This window comes from Streptomyces prunicolor NBRC 13075 (genome assembly GCF_000367365.1).
In the GTDB taxonomy this organism is placed as follows: domain Bacteria; phylum Actinomycetota; class Actinomycetes; order Streptomycetales; family Streptomycetaceae; genus Streptomyces; species Streptomyces prunicolor.
On record NZ_BARF01000032.1, the window covers coordinates 17,656 to 41,505 of the forward strand.

Consider the following 23,850-nt stretch of genomic DNA (forward strand, 5'->3'; position numbering starts at 1 on the left):
CTCACCGCTCCTTGACCAGCGTGGCGTACGCGCCGCCGGCCGCCACCAGGGCGTCGTGCCGCCCGCGTTCCACGATCGTGCCGTGTTCGAGGACGACGATCTCGTCGCTGTCGCGCACGGTGCTGAGCCGGTGTGCGATCACCACACAGGCACAGCCGCGCTTGCGCAGGTTGTCCATCACGACCAGCTCGGTCTCCGCGTCCAGGGCGCTCGTCACCTCGTCGAGGACCAGGATGCTGGGCCTGCGCACCAACGCCCTCGCGATCTCCAGGCGTTGACGCTGACCGCCGGAGAAGTTGCGCCCGTCCTGCTCGACCCTGCTGTGGATACCGCCGGGCCGCCGCATCACCACGTCGTACAGGGCCGCGTCGCGCAGCGCGTCCGTGACGGCCTCGTCCGGGATCGACGGGTCCCACAGCGCCACGTTGTCGCGGACCGAGCCCTCGAAGAGGAAGACGTCCTGGTCGACGAAGGAGACGGAGGCGGCGAGGGCGCCGCGCGGGATGTCCTCCAGCCGGTGGTTGTCGATGCGGATCACGCCCTCCCAGGGCGTGTAGAGGCCCGAAATCAGCCTGGAGACCGTGGACTTGCCGCTGCCGGAGCCGCCGACCAGCGCCACCTGCTGACCCGGGCCGACCGTCAGGTCGAAACCGGTGAGCAGCGGCTTGTCGAGCGGGCTGTAGCCGAAGGTGATGTTCTCCAGCTCGACGTGGCCTTGCAGTCGGCGGGTCGAATCGGCGCCGCCGGCACGGGAGTAGAGGGGATCGGCCTGGAAGTTCTCGACGTCCTTGAGGCGGGCCACGTCGGCCGCGAAGTCCTGGATGCGGCCCGCGACGCCGTTGAGCCGGGTGATCGGCGCGGTGAAGCGGGTGACCAGCGCCTGGAAGGCAACGAGCAGGCCGACCGAGATGCCGCCCTCCACGGCTCGCATGCCGCCGATCCACAGGATCAGCGCGCTGTTGAGCGAGGCGAGCGTCGGCGCGACCACGCCCAGCCAGGCGCTCGGCACACCGAGCCGCTGCTGTTCCTCCAGGGTGGTGGCGTGCTGTCCGGCCCACTTGCGGAAGTAGCCGTCCTCACCGCCGGTCGCCTTCATCGTCTCGATCAACTGGAGCCCGGTGTACGCCGTGTTGGTGAGCCGGGCGCTGTCGGCGCGCAACTTCGCGGTACGGGTCGCCCGCAGCCGGATGACCACCCGCATCGCCACCACGTTCAGCAGGGCGACACCTATGCCCAGGTACGTGAGTTGGGGGTCGTACGTATAGAGGAGGAACGCGTAGAGCACCACGACCACCGCGTCCACGCCCGCCGCCGAGAGGTCACGGGCCAGGGTCTCGGCGACGGCGTCGTTCGACTGGAGGCGCTGCACCAGGTCGGCCGGGCTGCGCTGGGAGAAGAACGTCACCGGCAGCCGCAGCAGATGGCGCAGGAAGCGGGCGCTGGAGAGTGTGGAGGAGATGATGCGGCCGTGCAGCAGGTTCGCCTGCTGGAGCCAGGTCAGCGCCAGGGTGAGCAGCACGCAGGCGCCCATCGACGTGAACAGGACGCCCAGCAGGGACGTCTGACCACCTATCAGGAACATGTCGATGTAGGTCCGGCTGAGCGCGGGCATCGCCGCACCGACCAGCACCAGCAGCAGACTCGCGAGCACGGCGGCGGGCATCGTGCCCGCGGTACCGCGCAGCCGGGCCGGCATCGCGCCGAGGACACCCGGCTTGCGCCCGCCCTTCTCGAAACCGTCGCCCGGCTCCATGACCAGGACGACACCGGTGAAACTGGAGTCGAAGTCCTCCATCGGCACGAACCGGCGGCCCTTGCCGGGGTCGTTGATGAACACCCCGCGCCGACCGAAGCGGCGGCCCATGCCGTCGTAGACGACGTAGTGGTTGAACTCCCAGAACAGGACTGCGGGGGACCGCACTTCGGCGAGGGCGGCGGTGTCCATCTGCATGCCCTTGGCCGTGAGGCCGTAACTGCGCGCCGCTTTAAGGAGGTTGCTGGCGCGGGAGCCGTCGCGGGAGACACCGCAGGCGATGCGCAGTTCCTCCAGCGGGATGTGGCGGCCGTAGAAGCCGAGGACCATCGCGAGGGAGGCGGCGCCGCACTCGACGGCCTCCATCTGGAGGACGGTCGGTGAACGGACCGTCTTCACACGGCCCTTGGGGACCGGGCGTTTCGGCGGGGCGGAGCGGCGCCGTGAACGGGTGTCCTGTGCGGGGCTCATGGCAGCAGCCAATCGAGGGGGCGCTGATCGGCCAGCCGGATCGAGGCCGAGGCCATGGTCATGGAGGTGAGGGCGAAGGGGGGTCCGTCCTGGGACGACCACTTGTAACCGCTCTTCGTCCGCGCCGACTTGTCGAGCTTCACCAGGACGGCCACCGGCCTGCCCTTCTTGGTGAACTGCTCACCGAGCTGGCTGTCCCCGAGGAACGCGGCGATCTGCTGCGCCGACTCGGCGGACCGGTCCACCGCCTTCACCCGGCCGCGCAGCACGCCGTACGTCTGTGTCGGAGCCGACGAGACGGTCAGGTCGACGGCGGCGTTCGCGGGGATGGAGGCCGCGTTCTCGGCGGGCACGTACACCGTCGCGTACAGCGGGTCGGTGGCGTGCGCGACCTTCTCCACGGCGGCGACGTTCGCGCCGGTCTGGATGATCTGGCCGATGGTGGCGGCGAGCGCGGTGATCCGGCCCGCGGCGACCGTACGCACGACGGAGTCGCCGTCGCTCGAACGGACCTTGAGGACGGGCGAGTTGGCGGGGAGCCGTTCGCCTTCCTCCGCGAGGACGGCGGTGACCTGTCCGGCCACGGGGCTCTGCAGGATGTAACTGCCCTCCCCGTGCGTGAGGATGGCGGACGCGCTGACGGTCGACGCCACCGAGCCGGTCACCGCCCACACGGACGCGGCGGCCACGACGAGCACCGTCACGGAGAGCACGAGCCAGCCCTGGGGACGCGCGAAGCGCACCGGAAGATCGAGCTCTTCGGGCGACTGGAGCTTGGCGAGGGCCTGTTGGCGGAACTGCACGGAACTTCCCTCACCTAGGGGAGAGATCTTTTACGGCATCCAAGAGTCCCGGAGCCGGGAAACGGCTCCGGGACTCAGTGGAACAAGGTGCGATCAGAGACCCGAGACCAGGTTCGTGACCGGGGACACGCTCAGGCCGGTGACACCCTCGACGGTGCCGACGACCGTGTCGACCAGGCCGGAGACGGGGGCGATGCCGTCCACCACACCGGTGACGGTGCTGAGGGCGTTCAGGGCCAGACCGCCGGAGACGTTGTCGAGCTCGGCGTCGGAGATCTCGACGGTCTCAACCTGGGGGGTGGAGTTCATGGGGGAACTTCCCTTCATATGGATATTCACAAGGGGGAGCGGCCCCCTCTGGGGACAGACGACGGCCGCGACCGCAGGCGCCGGGCGCCGTTTCCGGAACCCGTTCGGCTCCTGCGGTGCGATGGATCAAAGCACGCTGCGGGCGGACGCAGCCAATCAATCTCCGGTCCCACCAGGGCACTTGAGCCCCAGGAGCCACGAACCGTGCAGGCGTGGGCACGAGGTGTCGGCGACTTCTTCACACACCGCGCGGCATCACTCCGCGGGAGGGCTTGCGGCGTCGAAGCGGAATCGGGCACTCCCCACCAAAGACGTTCCCGGGGGCGTGTGCATGTGCAGATCCGTGGAGACCGGTGACTTCGTTGGGTACGCGCTGTGCAGATTCCCTGAAGCGAGGATTCCGTCGACTGTTCTCGACGGACCGTTGTCGACCGGTCGCGGTCCGTGTCGGTCCGGGTGTGGATCGGGAAGGGACCGGGAGTGTGTGAACTGCCCACTCGCACGGGCAGGTTTGAGCGGCACCGATTCGATCAAGACATCCGCCCGCCCACCACGCACCGGACGGACCCCGGCCACAACGCCGTCGGGACTGGCCCGCAGCCACTTCGTACCCCCGCCAGGTCAGGGCTTGCGCATGGCCGATTCCCGGTTTCGCAAAGGAAGTTGGGAAACGGAATTGAACGCCCCACGTGACACGTGCGTATCAACGGGCATCCAGGCGCCCCCCATAAGCCGCCGCCCCGGCGGCACAGACCCCGGTCCCCAGGAGGTCGAGCAGTTTGAGTCACAAGCGAATTCCGAAGCGCAAGGCCGTTATAGCCGTCGGAGGTGTCGCTGCTCTCGGAGCGGCGGCGATCCTGCTGCCGAACGCCAACGCGTCCCAGGACAACTCGGCAGGCGCCGCCACCCCCAAGACCCTCAAGGCGACGGGCGCCTCCGACCTCTCCTCGCAGATCGCCGGACTGCTGGGCGACGCCTTCGCCGGGTCCTACTACGACAGCGCCACCCAGCAGCTCGTCGTCAACGTGATCTCCGGCGACAACAACAACGTGGTCGTGCAGGCGGAGAAGGCCGGCGCCAAGGTGCGCGAGGTGCAGAACAGCACCGCCGAACTCACCGCCGCCGCCCAGGTGTTGAAGACCAAGGCGACCGTCCCCGGTACCGCCTGGTCGGTCGACCCGAAGACCAACAAGATCCAGGTCCTCGCCGACAGCACCGTCACGGGCACCAAGTGGGACACCGTGCTCTCGACGGTCAAGAGCCTCGGCACCGACATGGCCACCGTCAAGAAGACCGGCGGCTCCTTCAAGACGCTGGTCTCGGGCGGCGACGCCATCTTCGCCCAGACCGACCAGGGCGGCGTGCGCTGTTCGCTGGGCTTCAACGTCACCGCGAGCGACGGCACCCCCGCCTTCCTGACCGCCGGACACTGCGGCGTCGCGGCGAAGCAGTGGTCCGACTCGCAGGACGGCGCCCCGATCGCCACGGTCGACCAGGCCACGTTCCCCGTCAGCGACTTCTCCCTCGTGAAGTACGACGACCCGGCGACGCAGACCACGAGCGACGTCAACGTGGGCAACGGCCAGACCGTCCAGATCACCCAGGCCGAGGACGCCACGGTCGGCACGCAGGTCTTCCGGATGGGCTCCACCACCGGTCTGCACGACGGCACGGTCACCGGCCTCGACGCGACGGTCAACTTCCAGAGCGAGACCGACCCCAACGGTGTCGACACCGTCAACGGCCTCATCCAGACGGACGTCTGCGCCGAGGCGGGTGACAGTGGCGGCTCGCTCTTCACCCAGGACGGCGGCGCGGTCGGCCTCACCTCCGGCGGCAGCGGCGACTGCACCGCCGGCGGCGAGACCTTCTTCCAGCCGGTCACCGCCGCGCTGACGGCGACCGGGGCCACCCTCGGTGACGCCGGTGCCGGCGCGGGTGCGGGCGACGACACCGCCACGGCGGACCCGTCGGCCACCGCCGCCGACCCGTCGGCCACCGCCGCCGACCCGTCGGCCACCGACGGCACGGGCGACGAGTCCGGCGTCGTGGACCCGAACGCGACCGACGGCACCGGTGACCAGTCCGGCGCTGTCGACCCGTCCGCGACCGACGGCACCGGCACCGGTACCGGTGAGGACCAGAGCGGCAACGGGGCCGACGACGGCTCCTCGCTCACCTCGAACCACTGATCCGACCCCTTCCATCAGGTCGGCGGTGGATCGGTCCGGCCCTCCGGCGGGAGGGCCGGACCGCCCTGCGTTCACGGCAGTTGATCCGGTCCCGGCTCCCGGGCCCGCAGCAGAAGCAGCGCCACGTCGTCGATCCGCTCCTGGGCCGCGGCACTGTGCCGCACCAGTTCGTCGGCGATCTCCTCCAGCGGCAAGTCCCCGGCCGCTGCGAGGCGTTGACCCAGCTCGGCCAGCGCGTCCTCGATGTCGACGCCGGGTGACTCGATGAGCCCGTCGGTGTAGAGGGCGAGGACGGAACCGGGCGCGAGATCGACCTCGGTCGTCGGATAGACGGCGTCGGCGTCGATGCCCAGCAGCGGGCCGCCCGCCAGGTCCAGCACCCGTACCCGCCCGTCGGGGCGGCGCAGCAACGGCGGCGGATGACCGGCCCGCGCCATCACGGCCGTACCGCGCGCGGGATCGAGCCGTAGATACAGACAGCTCGCGAAGAGCTCGGACCCGAGGTCGATCAGCAGCCGGTTGGTGCTGCGCATGACCTCCGCAGGAGCCTGACCGACGGTCGTGTACGCGCGGACGGCGGTCCGGATCTGCCCCATCAGCCCGGCCGCGGTCACGTTGTGCCCCTGTACGTCACCGATCACCGCCGCGAGTCCCTCGGACGTCACCAGGTCGTAGAAGTCGCCGCCGATCTCCATGCCCTGGGTGGCGGGCAGATAGCGGGCGGCGGCCTCGATGCCCGGCAGCGGCGGCAGTGAGTGCGGCAGCAGCGCCTCCTGCAAGCCGTGCGCCAGCTGGTTCTTCGCGTCGTAGAGCAGCGCACGCTCCAGCGCCTGTGCGATCAGCCCGCCCAGACTCGTCAGCACGGCCCGTTCGTCCGCCGGGAAGACATGCGGCTCGCCGTAGGCCAGCACACAGGTGCCGACCGGGCGTCCGGACGCGATCAGCGGGAGATAGGCCCAGGCCGCGAAGCCGTCGGGCGTCGCGTGCCGGCTCGGATACAGCCGTTCCAGCTCCCGCCGGGAGTCGAAGAACGCGGGCACCCCGTTGTTCAGGGCGGCCGTCCCCGGCGTCGACCCGTCCAGCGCCATCCCGTCGAAGCGCTCCACGAGCCGCGGGTCCGGATAGCCGCGATGCCCCAGCACATGCAGCCGCCCGCCCTGCGAACCGAGCACCACCAGCGCCTGACTGCCCACGGCCGGGGCGACCTCGTCCGCGATCAGCTGCACCACGTCCTCCACCCCCACCGCCTCGGTGAGCGCCCCGGCCAGGCTCAGCACCTGCGAGATGGTCACCAGGCGCGACGGCCCTTCACCCGGCTCCGGTGCCGCCCGGCTCAGCTCCGTCACCGCCCGCGCCCGGCTGATCCGTACGCTCAGCCCGGTCGTGTTCGGATACAGCCGGAACGACAGCCACTCGCCCGGCGGCCGCAGCGCCACGAACGACGTGACCTGCTGACTGAGCAGCGCGGCCCGGTAACGGTCCTCGTACACCGGGTCGTTGAGCCAGGGCACCGCCGCCCACAACTGGGTGCCCAGCAGACTGCTCACCGACCTGCCGAGCAGCTCCCCGGCCGCCGCGTTCGCGAAGCCGACCCGTCCGTGCAGATCCAGCGAACACAGCCCGTACGGCAGCCGGGCCACCATCCGCGCCGCCTCCACCGTGCCCAGCGTCCCGGCCACGCTCGCCGCGGGCCCGGTGGCGAGCAGATCGTGCTCCGCGCGCAACGGCTGCCGCTCCTCGACGGCCCGCTCCAGCCGCAGGGCGAGCCGGTCGCAGGCGGTGGTCAGCTGCTCGCGGTCCCGGTCGGAGAGGACCGGCGGATGCGAACCGGGCCAGGTCACGAAGACCGAGCCGTACACCGTGGAAGCCGTGGCCACGGGCACGGCCGCCAGCGCGAAGGGGTACGGCAGCACGACCGCGATGCGCGGATAGCGGCGGGCCATGTCCTCCTCACCGCCGATCCAGATCAGCCGCCGCTCGCGCACCGCCTCGGCCACCGGGATCGGCGCGCTCAGCCCGACCCGCTCCCAGGGCGCCGCGAAGGCGCGGGGCAGCCCGGCCATGACCGCCATCTCCAGCACCGGTTCGTCGGGCGTCAGCAGATACACCGCACCCGAGTGCGCGTGGACGCCGTCCATCATCGCGGCCAGCGCGAGAGAGAGCGTCGGCCGCCCGACCGGTGTCCGCCGGGACGCCTGCGCGTCGGACACGCCGACCACCTCCTCGCCCGGCCGTACGGTCCTGGTCCTGGTCCTGGTGATCAGGCTCCACCCTGGGAGCCCGACGCGCACGGCGAGCGACGGCCCCGGCGGAGGGGACCATCCGGACCCTCATCTCCACGGAACGGTCACAGGGGCTGCGCAGTCGGCGCATAAGCGCTGTAATTGCGGACGTGGTCAGTGAGGGCACTGAGGGACGCGGAGCGCGAACGCTGCGTGCCGAACTTGCCCTCAAGACGCTCACGATCGATCTCGGCTCCCGCGAACGGCTGCGCCGCGTCCTCGAACAGTCCCTCGTCTTCGCCGACGCGAGCTTCGCCGGGGTGTACACACCCGGCGACGACGCCGACCTCCTGTGCCTGGTCGAGTCGGTCGGGGTGCCGCGCACGTTGTACGGGCTGCGGGACGGCTATCCGGCGTCCGGGGGATCACCGGTCGCCGAGGTGCGCAGGACCGGGGACGCGGTGTGGTTCGGCCCCGCGGAACTGGCTGCGGGCTGCGACGCGCGTCGGCTGCCGTCGGGGGAGTTCCATCTGGCGGCGCTGCCCGTGCGCGGTGACCGGGGCGGCGGCTGTCTGCTCGCGGTGAGCGAACGCCCGGACGGCTTCGACGCCGAGGACCGCGCGTGCCTCGCGCTGATCGCCGAGGCGGTCGCGATCCCGGTACCGGCCGAGGCCCTGGTCGGCGAGGACCTGGCCGCGGGCGCCTTCGACCTGGCCATGGACACCGGGCGGGTCGAGGTCGGCGGCGACGTCCTGGACCTGTTCGGGCTCGGCCCCGGCGACTTCGACGGCAAGGTCGAGACCCTGCTCGGGCTGACCGTGCCGGAGGACCTGCCCTCACTCATGTCCGTCGTCGAGGCCGACCACATGGCCATCGGCGACCGGGAGTTGGAGTTCCGGGTGCTCCAGCCCTCGGGGACACCGAAGTGGCTGCGGCTGCGCGGTCGGCTCCTGCCCGGCGGCGACGGCCGCCCCGCCCGCCTCGTCGGCACCGTCGGTGCCGCCTCCCAACTGCGCTCCGGCGTCAACGACGTGGCCCGCGTCCAGCGCCTCGCCGCCGCGCTCGCCATGGCCGGCACGGTCCGTGACGTCAGCCAGGCCGTGGTCGCCGCCCTGCGCAAACCGCTGCGCGCCGACCGGATCGCGCTCGCTGAACTGGAGGGCGACCGGCTCGTCGTCACCGTCCTCGACCCGCCCGAACCGGAGGCCTGGCCCGAGCTGTGGCGCCTGGAGTGGCGCAGCGAATGGCCCGACGCACCCGTCCGCACGATGCCCACCCTCGCCGCCGCCCTGCGCGAGGGCCGCGCCGCGATCTGGCCCGCGGGCACCGACCTGGAACCCGCCCTCGCCGAGGTCGGACCCGGCGGCCTCGCCGTCCTGCCGCTCTCCGCCGGTGGCCGGGTGTCCGGTGCCTGCCTCATCGGCTGGGACGACCCGCACGTCTTCGGCCCCGACGAACGCGCCCTGCTCACCGCCTCCGCCGGCCTCGCGGGCCAGGCCCTGATGCGCGCCCACGCCTTCGACGCCGAGCACGAACTCGTCGGCATGCTCCAGCGCCAACTGCTGCCGCGCCGACTGCCGAACCTGCCCGGCGCGATCGCCGTCGCCCGCTATCTGCCGACCACGGCCGGGCTCGAGGTCGGCGGCGACTGGTACGACGTGATCCCGCTGCCCGACAACCATGTCGCCCTCGTCATCGGCGACGTCCAGGGCCACAACGCGGGCGCCGCCACCCTCATGGGCCAGATGCGCACCGCACTGCGCGCCTACGCCGTCGAGGGACACCCGCCCGACGTGGTCGTCTCGCACGCCAACCGCCTCCTCATCGACCTGGAGACCGACCTCTTCGCCACCTGCTGCTACGTCGACGTCGACCTGGAGGAGGGCTTCGCCTGGTACGTCCGTGCCGGTCACCTCCCGCCCGTCCTGCGGCACCCGGACGGCAGCACCGACATCCCCTACGCGGACGGCGGACCACCGCTCGGCGTGGTGACCCAGGCCGACTTCCCCATGAGCCCGCTGCGGCTCCAGCCCGGCACGGTCATCGCCCTCACCACCGACGGCCTCGTGGAGTCCAAGGAGGCCGACATCGACGAGGGCCTCGACCGGCTCGCGCTCGGCCTCGCCGTGTCCGACCCCGCCCACCTCGGCCTCGTCGCCGACGCCCTGCTGGGCAACGCCCGCCGCGAGGACGACGTAGCCCTCCTCCTCATGCGCTACGACGGCCTGGCGACCCGCCCCCTTCGGGAGAACTGGACGGTGTGGCGCGTCCCCGAGGCGGCCCGGCACGCCCGCCGCTTCACCAAGCGCACCCTGCGCACCTGGGGCGTCACCGAGGAGACCGACACCATCCTGCTCGTCGTCTCCGAACTGGTCACCAACGCCCTGGTGCACACCGACGGCCCGGTCCGTCTCGACCTCACCCTCGTCAACCACCGGTTCCGCGTCGCCGTCGCTGACTCCTCACCGCGTACCCCGGTCAAACCGACCAGCATCGGCTGGGAGGCCACCGGCGGGCGCGGCATCCTCCTCGTCGAGGCCATGTCGTCGGGCTGGGGAACGGTGCCGGTGAGCGGCGGCAAACAGGTGTGGGCCGAGATCGCCCTCGACAGGTAGACCGCCGCACGGGTGCCTGTGCGGACGTATGGCGGCAGGTCGGGACGGTCGGGCCCCCGTGGCGTGATGGGGTGCGTGCTTGTGGCACACACCTTCGAAGAACTGGTCGAGAAGCACCGCGCGGCCCAAGCGGCACGCGCCCGGGTGCAGGAGATGCGGGACTCCCTGGGAGCCCCCGCCCACGAACCCTGGACCGAGGCCCAGACCGTCACCTACGAGACCGCCTGGCGGGCCTGGCGCGACCTCGCCCGTGACACGCAGGCCGCCGCCGACGAGTACGCGCGGGACGAGGGCCTCGACCGGGCCGAGGTGGAGGCGGACGTGGCACGGGCCGCGGATGATTTGTCCGGTCCGTCGGACGGCTAGACACCTCATAGCCTCCTCATTGTTGGCCGGTCGTAATAAACGAACATAGGGAGGAACGATGCACGTCCGAAGATGACGCTAAGGTGAAGCGATGAAGGCTCTCGTTCTCTCCGGCGGCACTGGATCCCGCCTGAGGCCGATCACACACACATCGGCAAAACAGCTCGTCCCGGTGGCCAACAAGGCCGTCCTTTTCTACGGGATCGAATCACTCGCCGACGCGGGCATCACCGAGGTCGGCATCATCGTCGGTGACACCGCGGCGGAGATCGAGGAGGCGGTGGGTGACGGGTCGAAGTTCGGCCTGAAGATCACCTACATCCCGCAGGACCGTCCCCTCGGACTGGCCCACGCCGTACTGATCGCGCGCGAGTACCTCGGCGACGACGACTTCGTGATGTACCTCGGTGACAACTTCATCGTCGGCGGCATCACCGGTCTCGTCGAGGGCTTCCAGGCCAACAAGCCCGACGCGCAGATCCTCCTCACCCACGTGCCCGACCCGCGCTCCTTCGGCGTCGCCGAACTCAGCGAATCCGGCCAGGTCATCGGCCTGGAGGAGAAGCCGGAGCACCCCAAGAGCGACCTCGCTCTGGTCGGTGTCTACCTCTTCACGCCCGCCATCCACGACGCCGTACGCGCCATCAAGCCGTCCTGGCGCGGCGAGTTGGAGATCACCCACGCCATCCAGCAGCTGATCGACGACGGCGCCGACGTGCGCTCCTCGGTCATCCACGGCTACTGGAAGGACACGGGCAACGTCGTCGACATGCTCGAGGTCAACCGGACCGTCCTGGAGAGCATGGACCGCCGCATCGACGGCGAGGTGGACGACGTGTCCGAGACCATCGGCCGCGTGGTGATCGAAGAGGGCGCGCGCATCGAGCGCTCGCGCATCGTCGGACCCGTCATCATCGGGGCCGGAACCGTGGTGAGCGACTCCTACGTCGGCCCCTTCACCTCGGTCGCGGAGAACTGCCGGATCACTGACAGTGAGCTGGAGTTCTCCATAGTGCTGCAGGACTCGTCCATCGCCGGGGTGGGCCGGATCGAGTCCTCGCTCATCGGCAAGCACGTCGAAGTGACCCCCGCTCCGGGGGTACCCAGCGCCCACCGCCTCGTTCTCGGAGACCACAGCAAGGTGCAGATCCGTTCATGAATCTCCTCGTCACCGGCGCCGCCGGCTTCATCGGTTCCACGTACGTCCGCACGCTCCTCGCCTCGGACGCGGCCGACGCGCCCCGCATCACGGTGCTGGACAAGCTCACGTACGCGGGCACCCTCGACAACCTCGAAATAGGCCACCCGCGCCTCGAGTTCGTCCAGGGCGACATCTGCGACGCCGAACTGGTCGACAAGCTGATGGCCGAGGCGGACCAGGTCGTCCACTTCGCGGCCGAGTCCCACGTGGACCGCTCGATCAACGGCGCCGCCGACTTCGTCCGCACCAACGTGGTGGGCACCCAGGTCCTGCTGGACGCGGCCCTGCGCTACCGCACCCCGTTCGTGCACATCTCCACCGACGAGGTCTACGGCTCCATCGAGACCGGCTCCTGGCCCGAGACCCACCCGCTGGCACCGAACTCGCCGTACTCCGCGTCGAAGGCGTCCTCGGATCTGCTCGCCCTGGCCTACCACCGCACCCACGGCCTGGACGTGCGCGTCACCCGCTGCTCGAACAACTACGGGCCGCACCAGTTCCCCGAGAAGGTCATCCCGCTGTTCGTCAGCAACCTCCTCGACGGCAAGAAGGTCCCGCTCTACGGCGAGGGCCTCAACGTCCGCGACTGGCTGCACGTCGAGGACCACTGCCAGGGCATCGAGCTGGTGCGCACCAAGGGTCGGGCCGGCGAGGTCTACAACATCGGCGGCGGCACCGAGCTCAGCAACAAGGAGCTCACCGGCCTGCTGCTCGAAGCCTGTGGCGCCGACTGGGACCGGGTCGAGCGCGTCGAGGACCGCAAGGGTCACGACCTGCGCTACTCCGTCGACTGGTCCAAGATCCACGACGAGCTGGGCTACCAGCCGCAGCACGACTTCGCGAGCGGCCTGGCCGACACCGTCGCCTGGTACCGCGACAACCGCGCTTGGTGGGAGCCCCTCAAGGCACGGGTGGAGCGCGGCTGATGAAGTGGCTGGTCACCGGTGCCGGCGGGATGCTCGGCCACGATGTGCTGGAGGAACTCGCCCGCCGCGGTGAGCAGTTCGTCGGTCTCGACCGCGCCGCCCTGGACATCACCGACCCCGCGTCGGTGGACCGGGCGTTCGCGGAACACCACCCCGACGTGGTGGTGAACTGCGCGGCGTACACCGCCGTCGACGACGCCGAGACCGACGAGGAGCGGGCCCTTCGCATCAACGGCGAGGGGCCCCGGCTCCTCGCCCGCGCCTGCGCCGCCTCGGGCGCGCGCCTGGTGCACGTCTCCACCGACTACGTCTTCGACGGCGAGGCCCGCAGCACGCCGTACCCGGAGAATCACTCCACCGCCCCGCGCACCGCGTACGGCCGGACCAAACTCGCGGGGGAGCAGGCCGTGTTGGCCGAACTGCCCGGTGCGAGCGCGGTCGTGCGCACGGCTTGGCTGTACGGAGCCTGTGGGGGTAACTTCGTCCGCACAATGATCGAGCTGGAGGCACGGCGCGACACTCTCGACGTCGTCGACGACCAGCACGGTCAACCGACCTGGACCGCCGACGTCGCCGTGCGGATCGCCGATCTCGGCGAGCGCATCGGCCAAGTCGAAGGCGCGCACGGGGTGTTCCACGCGACCAGCTCCGGTGAGACCAGCTGGCACGGTCTCGCACAGGAGGTGTTCCGGCTCATCGACGCAGACCCGGAGCGTGTCCGCCCCACCACGAGCGCGGCCTTCGTCCGTCCCGCGCCCCGCCCCGCCTACAGCGCCCTCGGGCACGAGCGGTGGCGGGAGGTCGGTCTGGAACCGCCGAGGGACTGGCGGTCCGCCCTGCACGAAGCACTTCCTCACATCCGCAAGGAGATTTCTTCGTGAAACGTCATGAGTTCCTGCGGGGGCTCCACAAGTCAACCGCGAACCGCAACTACCTGGAGATCGGCGTCAACGACGGCCGCAGCCTGACGCTCTCCCGGGTGCCCAGTGTTGCGATCGATCCCGCGTTCAAGGTGGTCACGGAGATCCGCTGTGACGTCCACCTGGCCAAGGCGACCAGTGACGACTTCTTCGCCCGGGACAACCCGCTGGTGCACCTGCGCGGCGGTCGTCACCCGCTGCGTCAACTGGCCCGCAACCGGAGCCCGTTGGGCTGGTGGAAGACCACCACGCTGGACCTGTCGTTCATCGACGGCATGCACCTGTTCGAGTACGCGCTGCGCGACTTCATCAACGTGGAGAAGCACTCGGACTGGGCCAGCGTCATCGTCTTCGACGACATGCTGCCCCGCAGCATCGACGAGGCGGCGCGGGACCGGCACACCGACGCCTGGACCGGTGACGTCTACAAGCTCGTCGAGATCCTCAACCGCTACCGTCCCGACCTGGTGACGGTCCTGGTCGACACCCAGCCCACGGGCCAGCTCGTGGTCTTCGGCGCCGACCCCAGCAGCACGGTCCTCAAGGACAAGTACGACGAGATCGTCGCCGAGTTCGAGGTCCCGGACCCGCAGAAGGTGCCCGAGGCGATCCTGGAGCGCACCACCGCGGTGAAGCCCGAGGCGCTGCTCGGCGCCGGTTTCTGGGGCCCCCTCGCCAAAGCGCGGGACCGCGGGACCAAGCGGTCCCGCGGCTGGGAGCCCCTGCGCCGCTCGGTGGAGCAGCTCAGCGTCAGTCGCTGAGCCGGCCACTCCGCAGTCGCTCGTAGTAGGCGGAGCAGTCCGCGTAGGACGGAAGAAGTCCTGACTGCTCCGCCTCTGCCAGTGTCGGAGCCTCCGCGTCCTTGTCGGACAGCACCGGCTCGAAGCCCTCCGGCCAGGCGATGCCCAGCGCCGGGTCGAGCGGGTTGATCCCGTGCTCACGGCCGGGGGAGTAACCCGTCGAGCACAGGTACACCACCGTCGCGTCGTCGGTCAGCGCCATGAACGCGTGCCCGAGACCCTCCGCGAGGAACACGGCGTGCTTGGTGTCGTCGTCCAGCCGGACGGCCTCCCACTGACCGAACGTGGGAGAGCCGACGCGGATGTCCACGATCACGTCGAGGACCGCGCCGCGCACGCACTTGACGTACTTCGCCTGGCTCGGCGGCACGTCGGAGAAGTGCACTCCGCGCACCACACCACGCCGCGAGACCGAGCAGTTGGCCTGGGACAGAGCCAGGTCGTACCCGGTGGCCTCGCGGAACTCCTCGCCCCGGTACCACTCGTGGAAACTGCCCCGGTCGTCAGGGAAGACCTTGGGTTCCAGGACCCAGGCGCCTTCAATCCCCAGTGATCGCACGTTCTTCCGTCCTCCGACTTGCTCGGGTACTACTGCTTGCTCGGGTACCGCAACTCGCTCTCGGGTACCGCTACTTGCTCAGCACGCGCTTCAGCTTGCGCGCCACCCGGCGGGCCAGCCCCGGCTTGGGCTTGGCGGCCACCGGCTTCGGCGCCGGCTTGGGCTCGGCGGGCTTGGCGGCCTTCGGCGCCGCCTCCACCCGGATACCGCCGGCGTCACCGGTCAGCCGCACCGGCAGCCCCAGGAAACGCTGTCCGGTCGCGGCCGGGGTCAGGCAGACCGAGGCGTTCCACGCCGCGTCCTTCAGATCCGCGGCCGGCACCTCGGCGGCGAGCCGTGCGCCGGAGGACTCGGGGGAGACCACACCGGGCACGTCCAGCGTCGTACCCGACGACTTGTGCGTCAGCCGCAGCAGTACGTCGGTGGTGGCCGGGACGTAGAAGGGGAGCAGGACGCCGACGCGGGCGCCGGTGACCGTGAAGTCGTCGGGCTTGAGGTCGGCGAGGCCGAGGCGCTTGCTCGCCTTGTCGATGTCCAGCGAGAAGTTGCCGTGCGGCTCCGTGTAGTACGGGAGCATGACCTGGCCGGCGACGACACCGGCGTGCCCGGCGTTCTCGCCGTGCTGCGGGACCGGGCCGAGGCGGCACTCCTTGTTCCAGGAGCCGATGACGACGCGGACGTAGGTGTCCCAGAGGCCGCTGCTCAGCGGGGCGCCGACGGCCGCGGTGGCGGGGTCGATCGTCGCCGTGGCGTGCAGTACCAGGCGGACGCCGGCGCCGTCGGCGATCGTCTCGTGCGAGATCTCCATGGGCTGGAAGTGCGAGGCGGCGCTGGTGCGTTCGCGGACGACGAGGTCGGCCGTGGCCTTCTTGAAGTTGGCGGTGGCGTCGGCCGTCAGCATGGCCGTCGCCTCGGCGAGGGTCTTCGGCTCCGGGTGCTTGGGAGCGGGGGCGCCCTTGGCCTCGAAGACGGCCGGCTTGCCGTCGATGACGAACTCGGCCTGGTAGTGGACGAGCAGCTTGCCGTCGCGCCACTCGATCTCGCCGGGGACCGCGGTCGGCTTGAGGGAGGCCTCCCACTCGGCCAGCTCGACGAGGTCGTCGTAGCGGTCGGCGGCGGCGAGGGCCGCGACGACCCGCAGCCGCGGGCCGAGACCGGCCGCGACACCGGGGCCGAAGCGCTCGGTCATGACACCGCGGATCTCCTTGAGGAGCTCACGGCGGTAGTCGTCCGGGACCTTGAGCAGCCGGCCGCCGCCGAGGCGCTCCATCATCTCCACGCGCAGCCAGCGGCGGAAGATCTTGTCGCGGGCCGAACCCGGCTCGGTGTACTTCTCGACGACGTCGAGGGCCTCGCGCAGGTTCTTGAAGTAGCCGACGGGGTCGAAGCGTTGGAAGCCGGCGTTCGAGGCGTCCTCGCGCTTGATGTGGTAATAGCAGACGTAGTCGCTGAGCACGGCGACGTTGTCCGCGGCGAGGTAGGCCTCCGTCACGAAGACATGGTCCTCCAGGCGCCGACGCCCCTCGGGGAACCGCAGGTTGATGCGGTCGAGGAACGCTCGGCGGAGCATCTTGTGCGGGGTGAGGCTGTCCATCAGCGGCGCGGTCGCGACCGACGCGTGCGGATAGTTCTTGCGGAACAACTCCACGGGTACGGCGCGGCCCTTGCCGGCCATCTTGCCGACGATGACGTCGGCGCCGTTGGCCACGCCGTACTCGTACATCCGCTCCAGGGCCTCGTCACCGAGGTAGTCGTCGTTGTCGACGAACATGACGAACTCGCCCTTGGAGGCGGCGATCCCGACGTTGCGGGGCTTGCCCGACCAGCCCGACGCCTCCTGGTGGATCACGTGCATGTGGGGGTGCTCGGCGGCGATCTCGTCGAGCCGAGCGGGCGTGCCGTCCGTCGAGCCGTCGTCGACGAAGATCGCCTCGTACTCGTCGTTAGGCAGCGACTGCCTGAGGAGAGAGGAGATGCAATCCTCGATATAAGGCCCTGGATTGTAGACAGGGACGACGACACTGACTTTGACCGACATCCGGCTTCTAGCCCCCTTGTTTGCGCTGCCCGTCCCCAGTCGTGGAACGGCGCGGTGGGCTGATGCTAACCCGGTCTGTCTCGATGCCGCCCATTGGGCCGGTGTTGGGCAACGGTTAACCCGACGTGGACGGACGTCACCTCACGTCGTGGGACTTGGCCAGAAGTTCCAGGATTTCGGCGGACGTACCCGTCTCGCCCAGCCGCGGGAAGATCCGCTCGATGCTGTGGGTGTGCGAGACGGCGTCCAGGTCGCTCATCGCGTCCGTGGCCAGCGTCACGTGATAGCCGTGCTCGTGGGCGGCCCGGGCGGTGGACTCGACGCCGATGCTGGTGGCGATGCCGGTCAGCACGATCTGCGTGATCCCGCGGCGCCGCAGCTGTACGTCGAGGTCGGTGCCGTGGAAGGCACCCCAGTTCCGCTTGGTCACGTGGATGTCGCCGGAGTGGCCGGCCAACTCGTCGACGATGACGTCCCAGCCCTCGGGGCGGGTCCCACCGCCGGGCCGCTGCTGCTCGTTGCGGCCGGGGACCGCGTCCGCGCCGTCGGCGGCGAAGGTGACCCGGACCAGCACCACGGGAAGGTCGGCGGCCCGGAAGGCCTCGGCGAGTTCGACGGTACGGGCGACGACCTCGGGCCCGCTGTACGGCTGGGTCGGGGCGCCGACGATGCCGCCCTGGAGGTCGATCACGACGAGGGCGGTGCGCGGGTCGAGGGTGGTGAGTGCCATGGGAGAAGGCCTTTCAGGAGATCAGGAGATCAGGAGATACGGGGGCTCAGACGGTCTTGGGGGTGAGGGTGCGCAGGGAACGGTCGGGCAGGGTGATCGCCAGGAGCAGCGCCGACCCGATCCCCATGAACAGGGCCAGGCCGTGCAGTCCCGGGGTGTCGGCGCGGTGCGGGAAGAAGGCCGCGGTGGCCGCCGACGCGGCCAGCGCGCCGAGGTACATGAAGGTGCGCAGCAGTCCGGCGGCCGACGCGATGCGCGCGGGCTCGGCCTGCCGGTACAGGGCGTTCTGCCCGGCCAGACCCAACAGACCCTGCGGTACGCCCAGCACGGCGCCGACGACGAGCAGCAGCCACACCGGACTGCCCGAGCCGACCAGGAACAGCACGGCGCAGCCCGCGATCTGGACGACACCGCCGACGAGCAGCTTGGCGCGGACCGCCTCACGGCGCCCGGTGAGGGTGGAGACACCGAGGGCGGTGACCGACAGGGGCAGCAGCACGAGCCCGGCGGCGGAGGCGTGCAGCCCGCGCCCCTCCTCCAGCCACTGCGTGAAGCCGTAGAGGAAGGCGTACGAAGTGGTGTAGCCGAGGAACTGGCGTATGTACGTGGTCACCAGGGGCAGATTGCCGCCGAGGACGCGCAGGTCGACGAAGGGTTCCGGGACGCGGAGTTCACGTCTCGCGAAGGCGACGGCCGCTGCGGCGCTGAGGAGCGGGAGGTACCACTCGGAGAGCTTGGGGGCGGTCAGGAACATCATCAGCGAGACCAGCATGACGGCGAACAGCAGCATGCCGGGCGGGTCGACATCGCGGCGGGTGCCGGTCGTGTCCTTGTCCTTGCTCATCCTCGGCAGTCGCAGTGCGCCGAGGACGAGACAGGCCACGGACAGCGGCACGTTGACGGTGAAGATCGCGCGCCAGCCGCCGACGCCGATGAGGAAGCCGCCGAGCGTGGGTCCGATCACCGACACCGTCTGGGCGGAGACGGCCAGCCCGGTGAGGACACCGGCCGGGCTGTCCTCGCCGGTGCGTTCGGCCTCGCTGCGGGTCAGCTGCATCGCGGCCGGATACGCGGCCGAGGTGCCGAACCCGAGCAGGACCCGGGCGGCGATCAGCACGTCGAGCGACGGCGCGAGGGCGCCCATGACTCCGGCGATGCCGACCAGGGCCGTACCGATGAGATAGAGACGCCGCGGCCCGTGCATGTCGACGAGCCGCCCGATGACCGGCTGCCCCACGGCCGTGGCGAGATACAGCGCCGAGACCAGCCAGACCGTCTCCGAGGGCGGCGCCCCGAAAGCGATGCCGATCGGCACCAGGGCCACGGCGATCATCGAGGAGTTGATCGGGTTGAGAACGGAGCCGAGGACCATCGGCGCGATCAGGCGCCGGTCGAAGCCGGTGGGGGCGGGGCGTGTGGCCCGTAGCGCCCGGGTGGGCTTCGATATCACTGCTCGGACAGCCGTTCCAGCAACGTCAGCGCGTCGAGGATCGTCCGCCGTTCCGTTTCGGTGTACCGGTCCTCGAAGGCGCGCGCGAGCCACTCCTCGCGGACCTGCCGGTTGTCCTCGATCCGCGCGCGTCCGGCCTCGGTGAGCGTGACGAGTTGTCTACGGCCGTCCTCGGGATCGGGGCTGCGCCGGATCAGCCCGTGCTGGTCGAGGGCGGCGAGAGTGGCGGCCATCGACTGAGGCCTGACCCCCTCGGCGGACGCCAGGGCGCTGGCCGTGGCCGCGCCGTGCTTGCCGACCAGCGTGAGGGCCGACTCCTGCGAGGGGGTGAGGTCCTCGTCCGCCGCGACCTCACGCAGTCTGCGCCGCAGCCGGCTGAACACCACCCGCAGGTCGCGTGCGGAGCGGGCCGCCGATTCGGAGATGCCCGCGGGCGCGCCGGTGAGCTGGTGATCCATGCCCTCACCGTAAGACTCACAGGTTAACCTGTCCAGTTGAAACTGAACAGGTTAACCTGAAGATCTGCGGCCCCTAGGCTGAGGCCGTGCGACTGCTGCTGATGTCCGACACCCACCTCCCCAAGCGCGCCAAGGAACTCCCCGCGCCACTCCTCGCCGAACTCCCGCGCGCCGACGTCGTGTTCCACGCCGGCGACTGGGTCGACACGGCCACCCTCGACCTTTTGGAGAGCCGCAGCCGTTGGCTCGTCGGCGTCTACGGCAACAACGACGGGCCCGAACTGCGCGCCAGGCTCCCCGAGTCGGCATACGCCGAACTGGGCGGCCTGCGCTTCGGCGCCGTCCACGAGACGGGCCCCGCCCAGGGCCGCGAGGCGCGCTGCGCGGCCCGTTTCTCCGACCTGGACGTGCTGGTCTTCGGGCACAGCCACATTCCCTGGGATACGACGGCTGCCGGCGGGCTGCGCCTGCTGAACCCGGGCTCCCCGACCGACCGGCGCCGCCAGCCGCACTGCACGTACATGACGGCGACGGTCACGGACGGCACGCTGACGGACCTCGTACTGCACCAACTGCCGCCGAGGTGACGGATCCAGAGCCACACCGGCTGCCGCCGAGGTGACGGAACCAGAGCCGCGTCGGCTGCCGCCACGGTGACGCACCGATCATTCCGACGGCGCCCGATGGATCGCCCCCGCCGCCCCCGTGAGCGGAGCCCCCGTGCCGCCCCACCGCAGCGCCACGATCTCGGCCGCCACGGACACGGCCACCTCCTCCGGCGTACGCGCCCCGAGGTCGAGGCCGACCGGTGAGCGCAGGCGGGCCAACTCGCCCTCCTCCAGGCCGGATTCGAGCAGTCGCCGCATGCGTTCGTCGTGGGTACGGCGGCTGCCCATCGCCCCGATGTACGCGGCCGGGCGGCGCAGCGCCTCCTCCAGGAGCGGTACGTCGAACTTCGGGTCGTGGGTGAGGACGCAGATCACCGTGCGCTCGTCGGTGTCCGTGCCGTGCAGATAGCGGTGCGGCCAGTCCACGACCACCTCCACGCCCGCCGGGAAGCGCTTCGGCGTCGCGAACACCGGGCGGGCGTCGCACACGGTGACCCGGTAGCCGAGGAAGTCGCCGATGCGGGCGACCGCCGCCGCGTAGTCGATCGCGCCGAAGACCAGCATCCGGGGCGGGGGTGCGAAGGAGTGCAGGAACACGCTGACGGAGTCCTCGCGTCGCTCACCGCGCGGGCCGTAGTGCCGCAACCCCGTTGCCCCGAGGGCGAGTTCACCGCGGGCGTCGGCGGTGACCGCCACGTCGAGGCCGGTCGAGCCGAGCGTGCCGTCCACCCTGTCGGGCCACACGGCGAGCGTGGATCCGCGCGGTGCCGGTCCGTCGGTCACCGTCGCCACCGTCACCGGCTCACCCGCGGCGACCGATCGCGCGACCGCCCCGAACGTGGGATCGGCCTCGGGCGTCACGGGCCGTACCAGCACGGTGATCTCGCCGCCGCAGGTGAGCCCGACCGCGAACGCGTCGTCGTCGCTGTACCCGAAGGTTCCCAGCCGCGCCTCACCGCCCGCCACGACCTCCCGCGCCAGCTCGAAGACCGCCCCCTCCACACAGCCGCCGGACACACTGCCCACGACCTCGTCGTCCGGACCCACCGCCATCGCCGCGCCGGGGTCGCGCGGCGCGCTGCGGCTGACCGCGACCACCGTGGCCAGGCCGAACGGGGCGCGCGCGGCGTACCAGCCGCTCAGCACCGGAAGAAGGTCACGCATGCTCGGCTCCTGTCACCACCGCCCACTGCCGGACGCCGCAAGCCTTGCATCCAGGCTCTGGCCTGCATCGGAGCGCCACGCGCCCATCTCCCGAACGCCCGGCTGGGCGTAATTCCGTTGCCGCCGCCGCGCCGGTCCTGCTGAACTACCAAGGACGAGTCAGCGACGACCGAGGAGTACTGAGATGCGCGCACCGTTCATGTCCGCCCAGGAAGGAACGACCCCCTCACCAAAGGACATGACACCAGGTGCACTTGCTCAACCTCGGGATTCTCGCGCACGTAGACGCAGGTAAGACCAGCCTGACCGAGCGCCTCCTGCACTCGGCCGGCGTGATCGACGAGATCGGCAGCGTCGACGACGGGAACACCCGCACCGACACCCTCGCGCTGGAGCGGCGGCGCGGCATCACCATCAAGTCGGCCGTCGTCTCGTTCCCGGTCGACGACGTGACCGTCAACCTGATCGACACCCCCGGTCACCCGGACTTCATCGCCGAGGTGGAGCGCGTCCTCGGCGTGCTCGACGGTGCGGTCCTGGTCGTCTCGGCCGTCGAGGGCGTCCAGCCGCAGACCCGCATCCTGATGCGCACACTCCAGCGGCTGCGCATCCCGACGCTCCTCTTCGTCAACAAGATCGACCGCCGCGGAGCCCGCTACGACAACCTCCTGTCGGCGCTCTCCGAACGGCTCAGGGCGGCCGTCGTCCCCATGGGCTCGGTCGAGGGAATCGGTACCCGCGCTGCCGGTTTCCGGCCGGGGCTCGGCCCGGGCGCACCCGCCGTCCTCGCCGAGCACGACGACGAACTGCTCACCGCGTACGTCGAGAACACCGTGTCCTACGACCTCCTGCGCACCGCCCTCGCCGCCCAGACCCGGCAAGCCCTCGTGCACCCGGTCTACTTCGGCTCGGCCATCACCGGCGCCGGCGTCGACGCGCTGATCACCGGAATCAAGGAACTGCTCCCCGCCGCCGAGGGCGACCCTCAAGGCCCGCTCTCCGGCTCGGTGTTCAAGGTCGAGCGCGGCCTCGCGGGGGAGAAGGTCGCCTACGCGCGGATGTTCTCCGGCACCCTCCGCACCCGCGACCGGATCACCTTCGGCGACGCGAGCGACACCGGCGGCATTCGTGAAGAGGGCAAGGTCACCTCGGTCAGCGTCTTCGACCACGGCACGGACATCGGCTCCGACTCCGTCCCGGCGGGCCGGATCGGCAGGCTGTGGGGACTCGGCGAGATCAAGATCGGGGACTCGATCGGCGTACCGAGGAAGGCAGTTGGGCACTTCTTCGCGCCGCCGACCCTCGAAACCGTCGTCGTCCCGGGCCCGGACGCCGACCGGCGCGCGCTGCACCTCGCGCTCACCCAACTCGCCGAACAGGACCCGCTGATCGGCCTGCGCCACGACGAGGTGCGCCAGGAGACCGCCGTCTCCCTCTACGGCGAGGTCCAGAAGGAGGTCATCCAGGCCACGCTCGCCGAGGAGTTCGGGGTGCGTGTCACCTTCCGTGAGACGACTCCGCTGTGCATCGAGCGGCCGGTCGCAGTGGGCGCGGCGGCCGAGTTCATCAAGAAGGACGCGAACCCGTTCCTCGCGACGGTCGGCCTGCGCGTCGAACCGGGCCCGGTCGGCTCGGGGGTGAGTTTCGGTCTGGAGGTGGAACTGGGCGCGATGCCGTACGCCTTCTTCAAGGCCGTCGAGGACACCGTGCGCGAGACGCTCGGCCAAGGGCTGCACGGCTGGCGGCTCACCGACTGCGTGGTCACGATGACGCACTCCGGTTACTGGCCCCGGCAGAGCCATGCCCACCAGGGCTTCGACAAGAGCATGTCGAGCACCGGCGCCGACTTCCGCGGGCTGACCCCGCTCGTCCTCGTCGAGGCGCTGCGGCGGTCGGGCAGTCAGGTGTACGAGCCGATGCACCGGTTCCGTGTCGAGGCCCCGGCCGACACGCTCGGCGCCCTGCTGCCGGTGCTGGCCGCGCTGCGCGCCGTACCGCGGACCACCGAGACGCAGGGGTCGCTCTGTGTGCTGGAAGGGGTGGTACCGGCGGCCCAAGTGCACGGGCTGGAGCGGCAGTTGCCGGGGCTGACGCGTGGGGAGGGGGAGTGGGAGAGCGCCTTCGACCACTACGCGCCCGTCGCGCACGGGATCGTTCCGGAACGGGCACGCAGCGACCACAACCCGTTGAACAGGAAGGAGTATCTGTTGAACGTGACGCGTCGGGTGGCCTGAAATGCGTCAACAGGGCTTGTAGAGCGCAGAC

General features: G+C 70.6%; 19 protein-coding genes. 9 read left to right on the plus strand and 10 right to left on the minus strand.

Going from position 1 to position 23,850, the window contains the following annotated elements; genetic code table 11:
* Position 1: 1 nt before the first annotated feature.
* The 3 genes from SPR02S_RS15185 to SPR02S_RS15195 all read right to left on the minus strand — a co-directional run bounded on the left by SPR02S_RS15185 (position 2) and on the right by SPR02S_RS15195 (position 3,336).
* Positions 2 to 2,224 carry an NHLP family bacteriocin export ABC transporter peptidase/permease/ATPase subunit gene (locus SPR02S_RS15185; RefSeq protein ID WP_019057829.1) on the minus strand — a complete coding sequence of 741 codons (2,223 nt, stop codon included), beginning with the start codon at positions 2,222 to 2,224 and terminating at the stop codon, positions 2 to 4.
* On the minus strand, positions 2,221 to 3,027 hold the full coding sequence (locus SPR02S_RS15190; protein ID WP_019057830.1) for an HlyD family efflux transporter periplasmic adaptor subunit: 807 nt from the start codon (positions 3,025 to 3,027) through the stop codon (positions 2,221 to 2,223). The genes SPR02S_RS15185 and SPR02S_RS15190 overlap by 4 nt, the downstream gene beginning before the upstream one ends.
* Positions 3,028 to 3,120: 93 nt before the next feature.
* A complete protein-coding gene (locus tag SPR02S_RS15195) occupies positions 3,121 to 3,336 on the minus strand; it encodes a hypothetical protein (RefSeq protein WP_019057831.1) in 216 nt (71 codons plus the stop codon).
* Positions 3,337 to 4,115: 779 nt separating this feature from the next.
* On the opposite strand from SPR02S_RS15195, the gene SPR02S_RS15200 reads away from it, so the two are divergent.
* Positions 4,116 to 5,528, plus strand: a complete 1,413-nt coding sequence (locus SPR02S_RS15200; RefSeq protein WP_019057832.1) for a S1 family peptidase — start codon at positions 4,116 to 4,118, stop codon at positions 5,526 to 5,528.
* 71 nt (positions 5,529 to 5,599) lie between these two features.
* Here SPR02S_RS15200 and SPR02S_RS15205 read toward each other — a convergent pair whose 3' ends face one another.
* Positions 5,600 to 7,747: a SpoIIE family protein phosphatase gene (locus tag SPR02S_RS15205; protein WP_019057833.1), complete on the minus strand. Its 2,148-nt coding sequence runs from the start codon at positions 7,745 to 7,747 to the stop codon at positions 5,600 to 5,602.
* A gap of 173 nt (positions 7,748 to 7,920) precedes the next feature.
* Between SPR02S_RS15205 and SPR02S_RS15210 the strand changes: the two genes are divergently transcribed.
* The 6 genes from SPR02S_RS15210 to SPR02S_RS15235 all read left to right on the plus strand — a co-directional run bounded on the left by SPR02S_RS15210 (position 7,921) and on the right by SPR02S_RS15235 (position 14,539).
* Positions 7,921 to 10,365: a SpoIIE family protein phosphatase gene (locus SPR02S_RS15210; RefSeq protein WP_019057834.1), complete on the plus strand. Its 2,445-nt coding sequence runs from the start codon at positions 7,921 to 7,923 to the stop codon at positions 10,363 to 10,365.
* Positions 10,366 to 10,446: 81 nt separating this feature from the next.
* Positions 10,447 to 10,731 (plus strand): hypothetical protein, encoded by a 285-nt coding sequence (locus SPR02S_RS15215; RefSeq protein ID WP_019057835.1) that lies wholly within the window; start codon positions 10,447 to 10,449, stop codon positions 10,729 to 10,731.
* 91 nt (positions 10,732 to 10,822) lie between these two features.
* Entirely contained in the window at positions 10,823 to 11,890 is a 1,068-nt protein-coding gene (locus SPR02S_RS15220) for a glucose-1-phosphate thymidylyltransferase (RefSeq protein ID WP_019057836.1), read from the plus strand.
* Positions 11,887 to 12,858 carry a dTDP-glucose 4,6-dehydratase gene (gene rfbB / locus SPR02S_RS15225; protein WP_019057837.1) on the plus strand — a complete coding sequence of 324 codons (972 nt, stop codon included), beginning with the start codon at positions 11,887 to 11,889 and terminating at the stop codon, positions 12,856 to 12,858. Before SPR02S_RS15220 ends, rfbB begins: the two co-directional genes overlap by 4 nt.
* A complete protein-coding gene (gene rfbD, locus SPR02S_RS15230; RefSeq protein WP_019057838.1) occupies positions 12,858 to 13,739 on the plus strand; it encodes a dTDP-4-dehydrorhamnose reductase in 882 nt (293 codons plus the stop codon). Before rfbB ends, rfbD begins: the two co-directional genes overlap by 1 nt.
* Entirely contained in the window at positions 13,736 to 14,539 is an 804-nt protein-coding gene (locus tag SPR02S_RS15235; RefSeq protein WP_019057839.1) for a class I SAM-dependent methyltransferase, read from the plus strand. Before rfbD ends, SPR02S_RS15235 begins: the two co-directional genes overlap by 4 nt.
* On the opposite strand, the gene rfbC is transcribed toward SPR02S_RS15235, so the two are convergent.
* From rfbC to SPR02S_RS15260, 5 genes are all read right to left on the minus strand, one after another.
* On the minus strand, positions 14,529 to 15,137 hold the full coding sequence (rfbC, locus tag SPR02S_RS15240) for a dTDP-4-dehydrorhamnose 3,5-epimerase (RefSeq protein WP_019057840.1): 609 nt from the start codon (positions 15,135 to 15,137) through the stop codon (positions 14,529 to 14,531). The two genes, SPR02S_RS15235 and rfbC, sit on opposite strands and share 11 nt — an antisense overlap.
* Before the next feature lie 70 nt (positions 15,138 to 15,207).
* Positions 15,208 to 17,175: a glycosyltransferase family 2 protein gene (locus tag SPR02S_RS15245; protein ID WP_019057841.1), complete on the minus strand. Its 1,968-nt coding sequence runs from the start codon at positions 17,173 to 17,175 to the stop codon at positions 15,208 to 15,210.
* A gap of 136 nt (positions 17,176 to 17,311) precedes the next feature.
* The gene (locus tag SPR02S_RS15250; RefSeq protein WP_019057842.1) at positions 17,312 to 17,905 is read right to left on the minus strand and encodes a hydrolase; all 594 of its coding nucleotides are present in this window, start codon (positions 17,903 to 17,905) and stop codon (positions 17,312 to 17,314) included.
* Positions 17,906 to 17,951: 46 nt separating this feature from the next.
* Positions 17,952 to 19,355 (minus strand): MFS transporter, encoded by a 1,404-nt coding sequence (locus SPR02S_RS15255; protein WP_019057843.1) that lies wholly within the window; start codon positions 19,353 to 19,355, stop codon positions 17,952 to 17,954.
* Complete coding sequence (locus tag SPR02S_RS15260) at positions 19,352 to 19,813, minus strand: MarR family winged helix-turn-helix transcriptional regulator (RefSeq protein ID WP_019057844.1); 462 nt, start codon at positions 19,811 to 19,813, stop codon at positions 19,352 to 19,354. The genes SPR02S_RS15255 and SPR02S_RS15260 overlap by 4 nt, the downstream gene beginning before the upstream one ends.
* A gap of 86 nt (positions 19,814 to 19,899) precedes the next feature.
* Between SPR02S_RS15260 and SPR02S_RS15265 the strand changes: the two genes are divergently transcribed.
* Positions 19,900 to 20,400, plus strand: a complete 501-nt coding sequence (locus SPR02S_RS15265) for a metallophosphoesterase family protein (RefSeq protein ID WP_019057845.1) — start codon at positions 19,900 to 19,902, stop codon at positions 20,398 to 20,400.
* A 78-nt stretch (positions 20,401 to 20,478) separates the two neighbouring features.
* On the opposite strand, the gene SPR02S_RS15270 is transcribed toward SPR02S_RS15265, so the two are convergent.
* Positions 20,479 to 21,585 (minus strand): XdhC family protein, encoded by a 1,107-nt coding sequence (locus tag SPR02S_RS15270; RefSeq protein ID WP_019057846.1) that lies wholly within the window; start codon positions 21,583 to 21,585, stop codon positions 20,479 to 20,481.
* A gap of 248 nt (positions 21,586 to 21,833) precedes the next feature.
* Here SPR02S_RS15270 and SPR02S_RS15275 point away from each other — a divergent pair, with 248 nt between their 5' ends.
* Positions 21,834 to 23,819: an elongation factor G gene (locus tag SPR02S_RS15275; protein WP_019057847.1), complete on the plus strand. Its 1,986-nt coding sequence runs from the start codon at positions 21,834 to 21,836 to the stop codon at positions 23,817 to 23,819.
* The last annotated feature ends 31 nt before the right edge of the window (positions 23,820 to 23,850 follow it).

Coding starts and splice junctions, on each gene's coding strand:
- SPR02S_RS15185 (WP_019057829.1), bottom strand. CDS start 2,224: ATGAGCCCCGCACAGGACACCCGTTCACGGCGCCGCTCCGCCCCGCCG.
- SPR02S_RS15195 (WP_019057831.1), bottom strand. CDS start 3,336: ATGAACTCCACCCCCCAGGTTGAGACCGTCGAGATCTCCGACGCCGAG.
- SPR02S_RS15220 (WP_019057836.1), top strand. CDS start 10,823: ATGAAGGCTCTCGTTCTCTCCGGCGGCACTGGATCCCGCCTGAGGCCG.
- rfbB (WP_019057837.1), top strand. CDS start 11,887: ATGAATCTCCTCGTCACCGGCGCCGCCGGCTTCATCGGTTCCACGTAC.
- rfbD (WP_019057838.1), top strand. CDS start 12,858: ATGAAGTGGCTGGTCACCGGTGCCGGCGGGATGCTCGGCCACGATGTG.
- SPR02S_RS15245 (WP_019057841.1), bottom strand. CDS start 17,175: ATGTCGGTCAAAGTCAGTGTCGTCGTCCCTGTCTACAATCCAGGGCCT.
- SPR02S_RS15250 (WP_019057842.1), bottom strand. CDS start 17,905: ATGGCACTCACCACCCTCGACCCGCGCACCGCCCTCGTCGTGATCGAC.
- SPR02S_RS15260 (WP_019057844.1), bottom strand. CDS start 19,813: ATGGATCACCAGCTCACCGGCGCGCCCGCGGGCATCTCCGAATCGGCG.
- SPR02S_RS15270 (WP_019057846.1), bottom strand. CDS start 21,585: ATGCGTGACCTTCTTCCGGTGCTGAGCGGCTGGTACGCCGCGCGCGCC.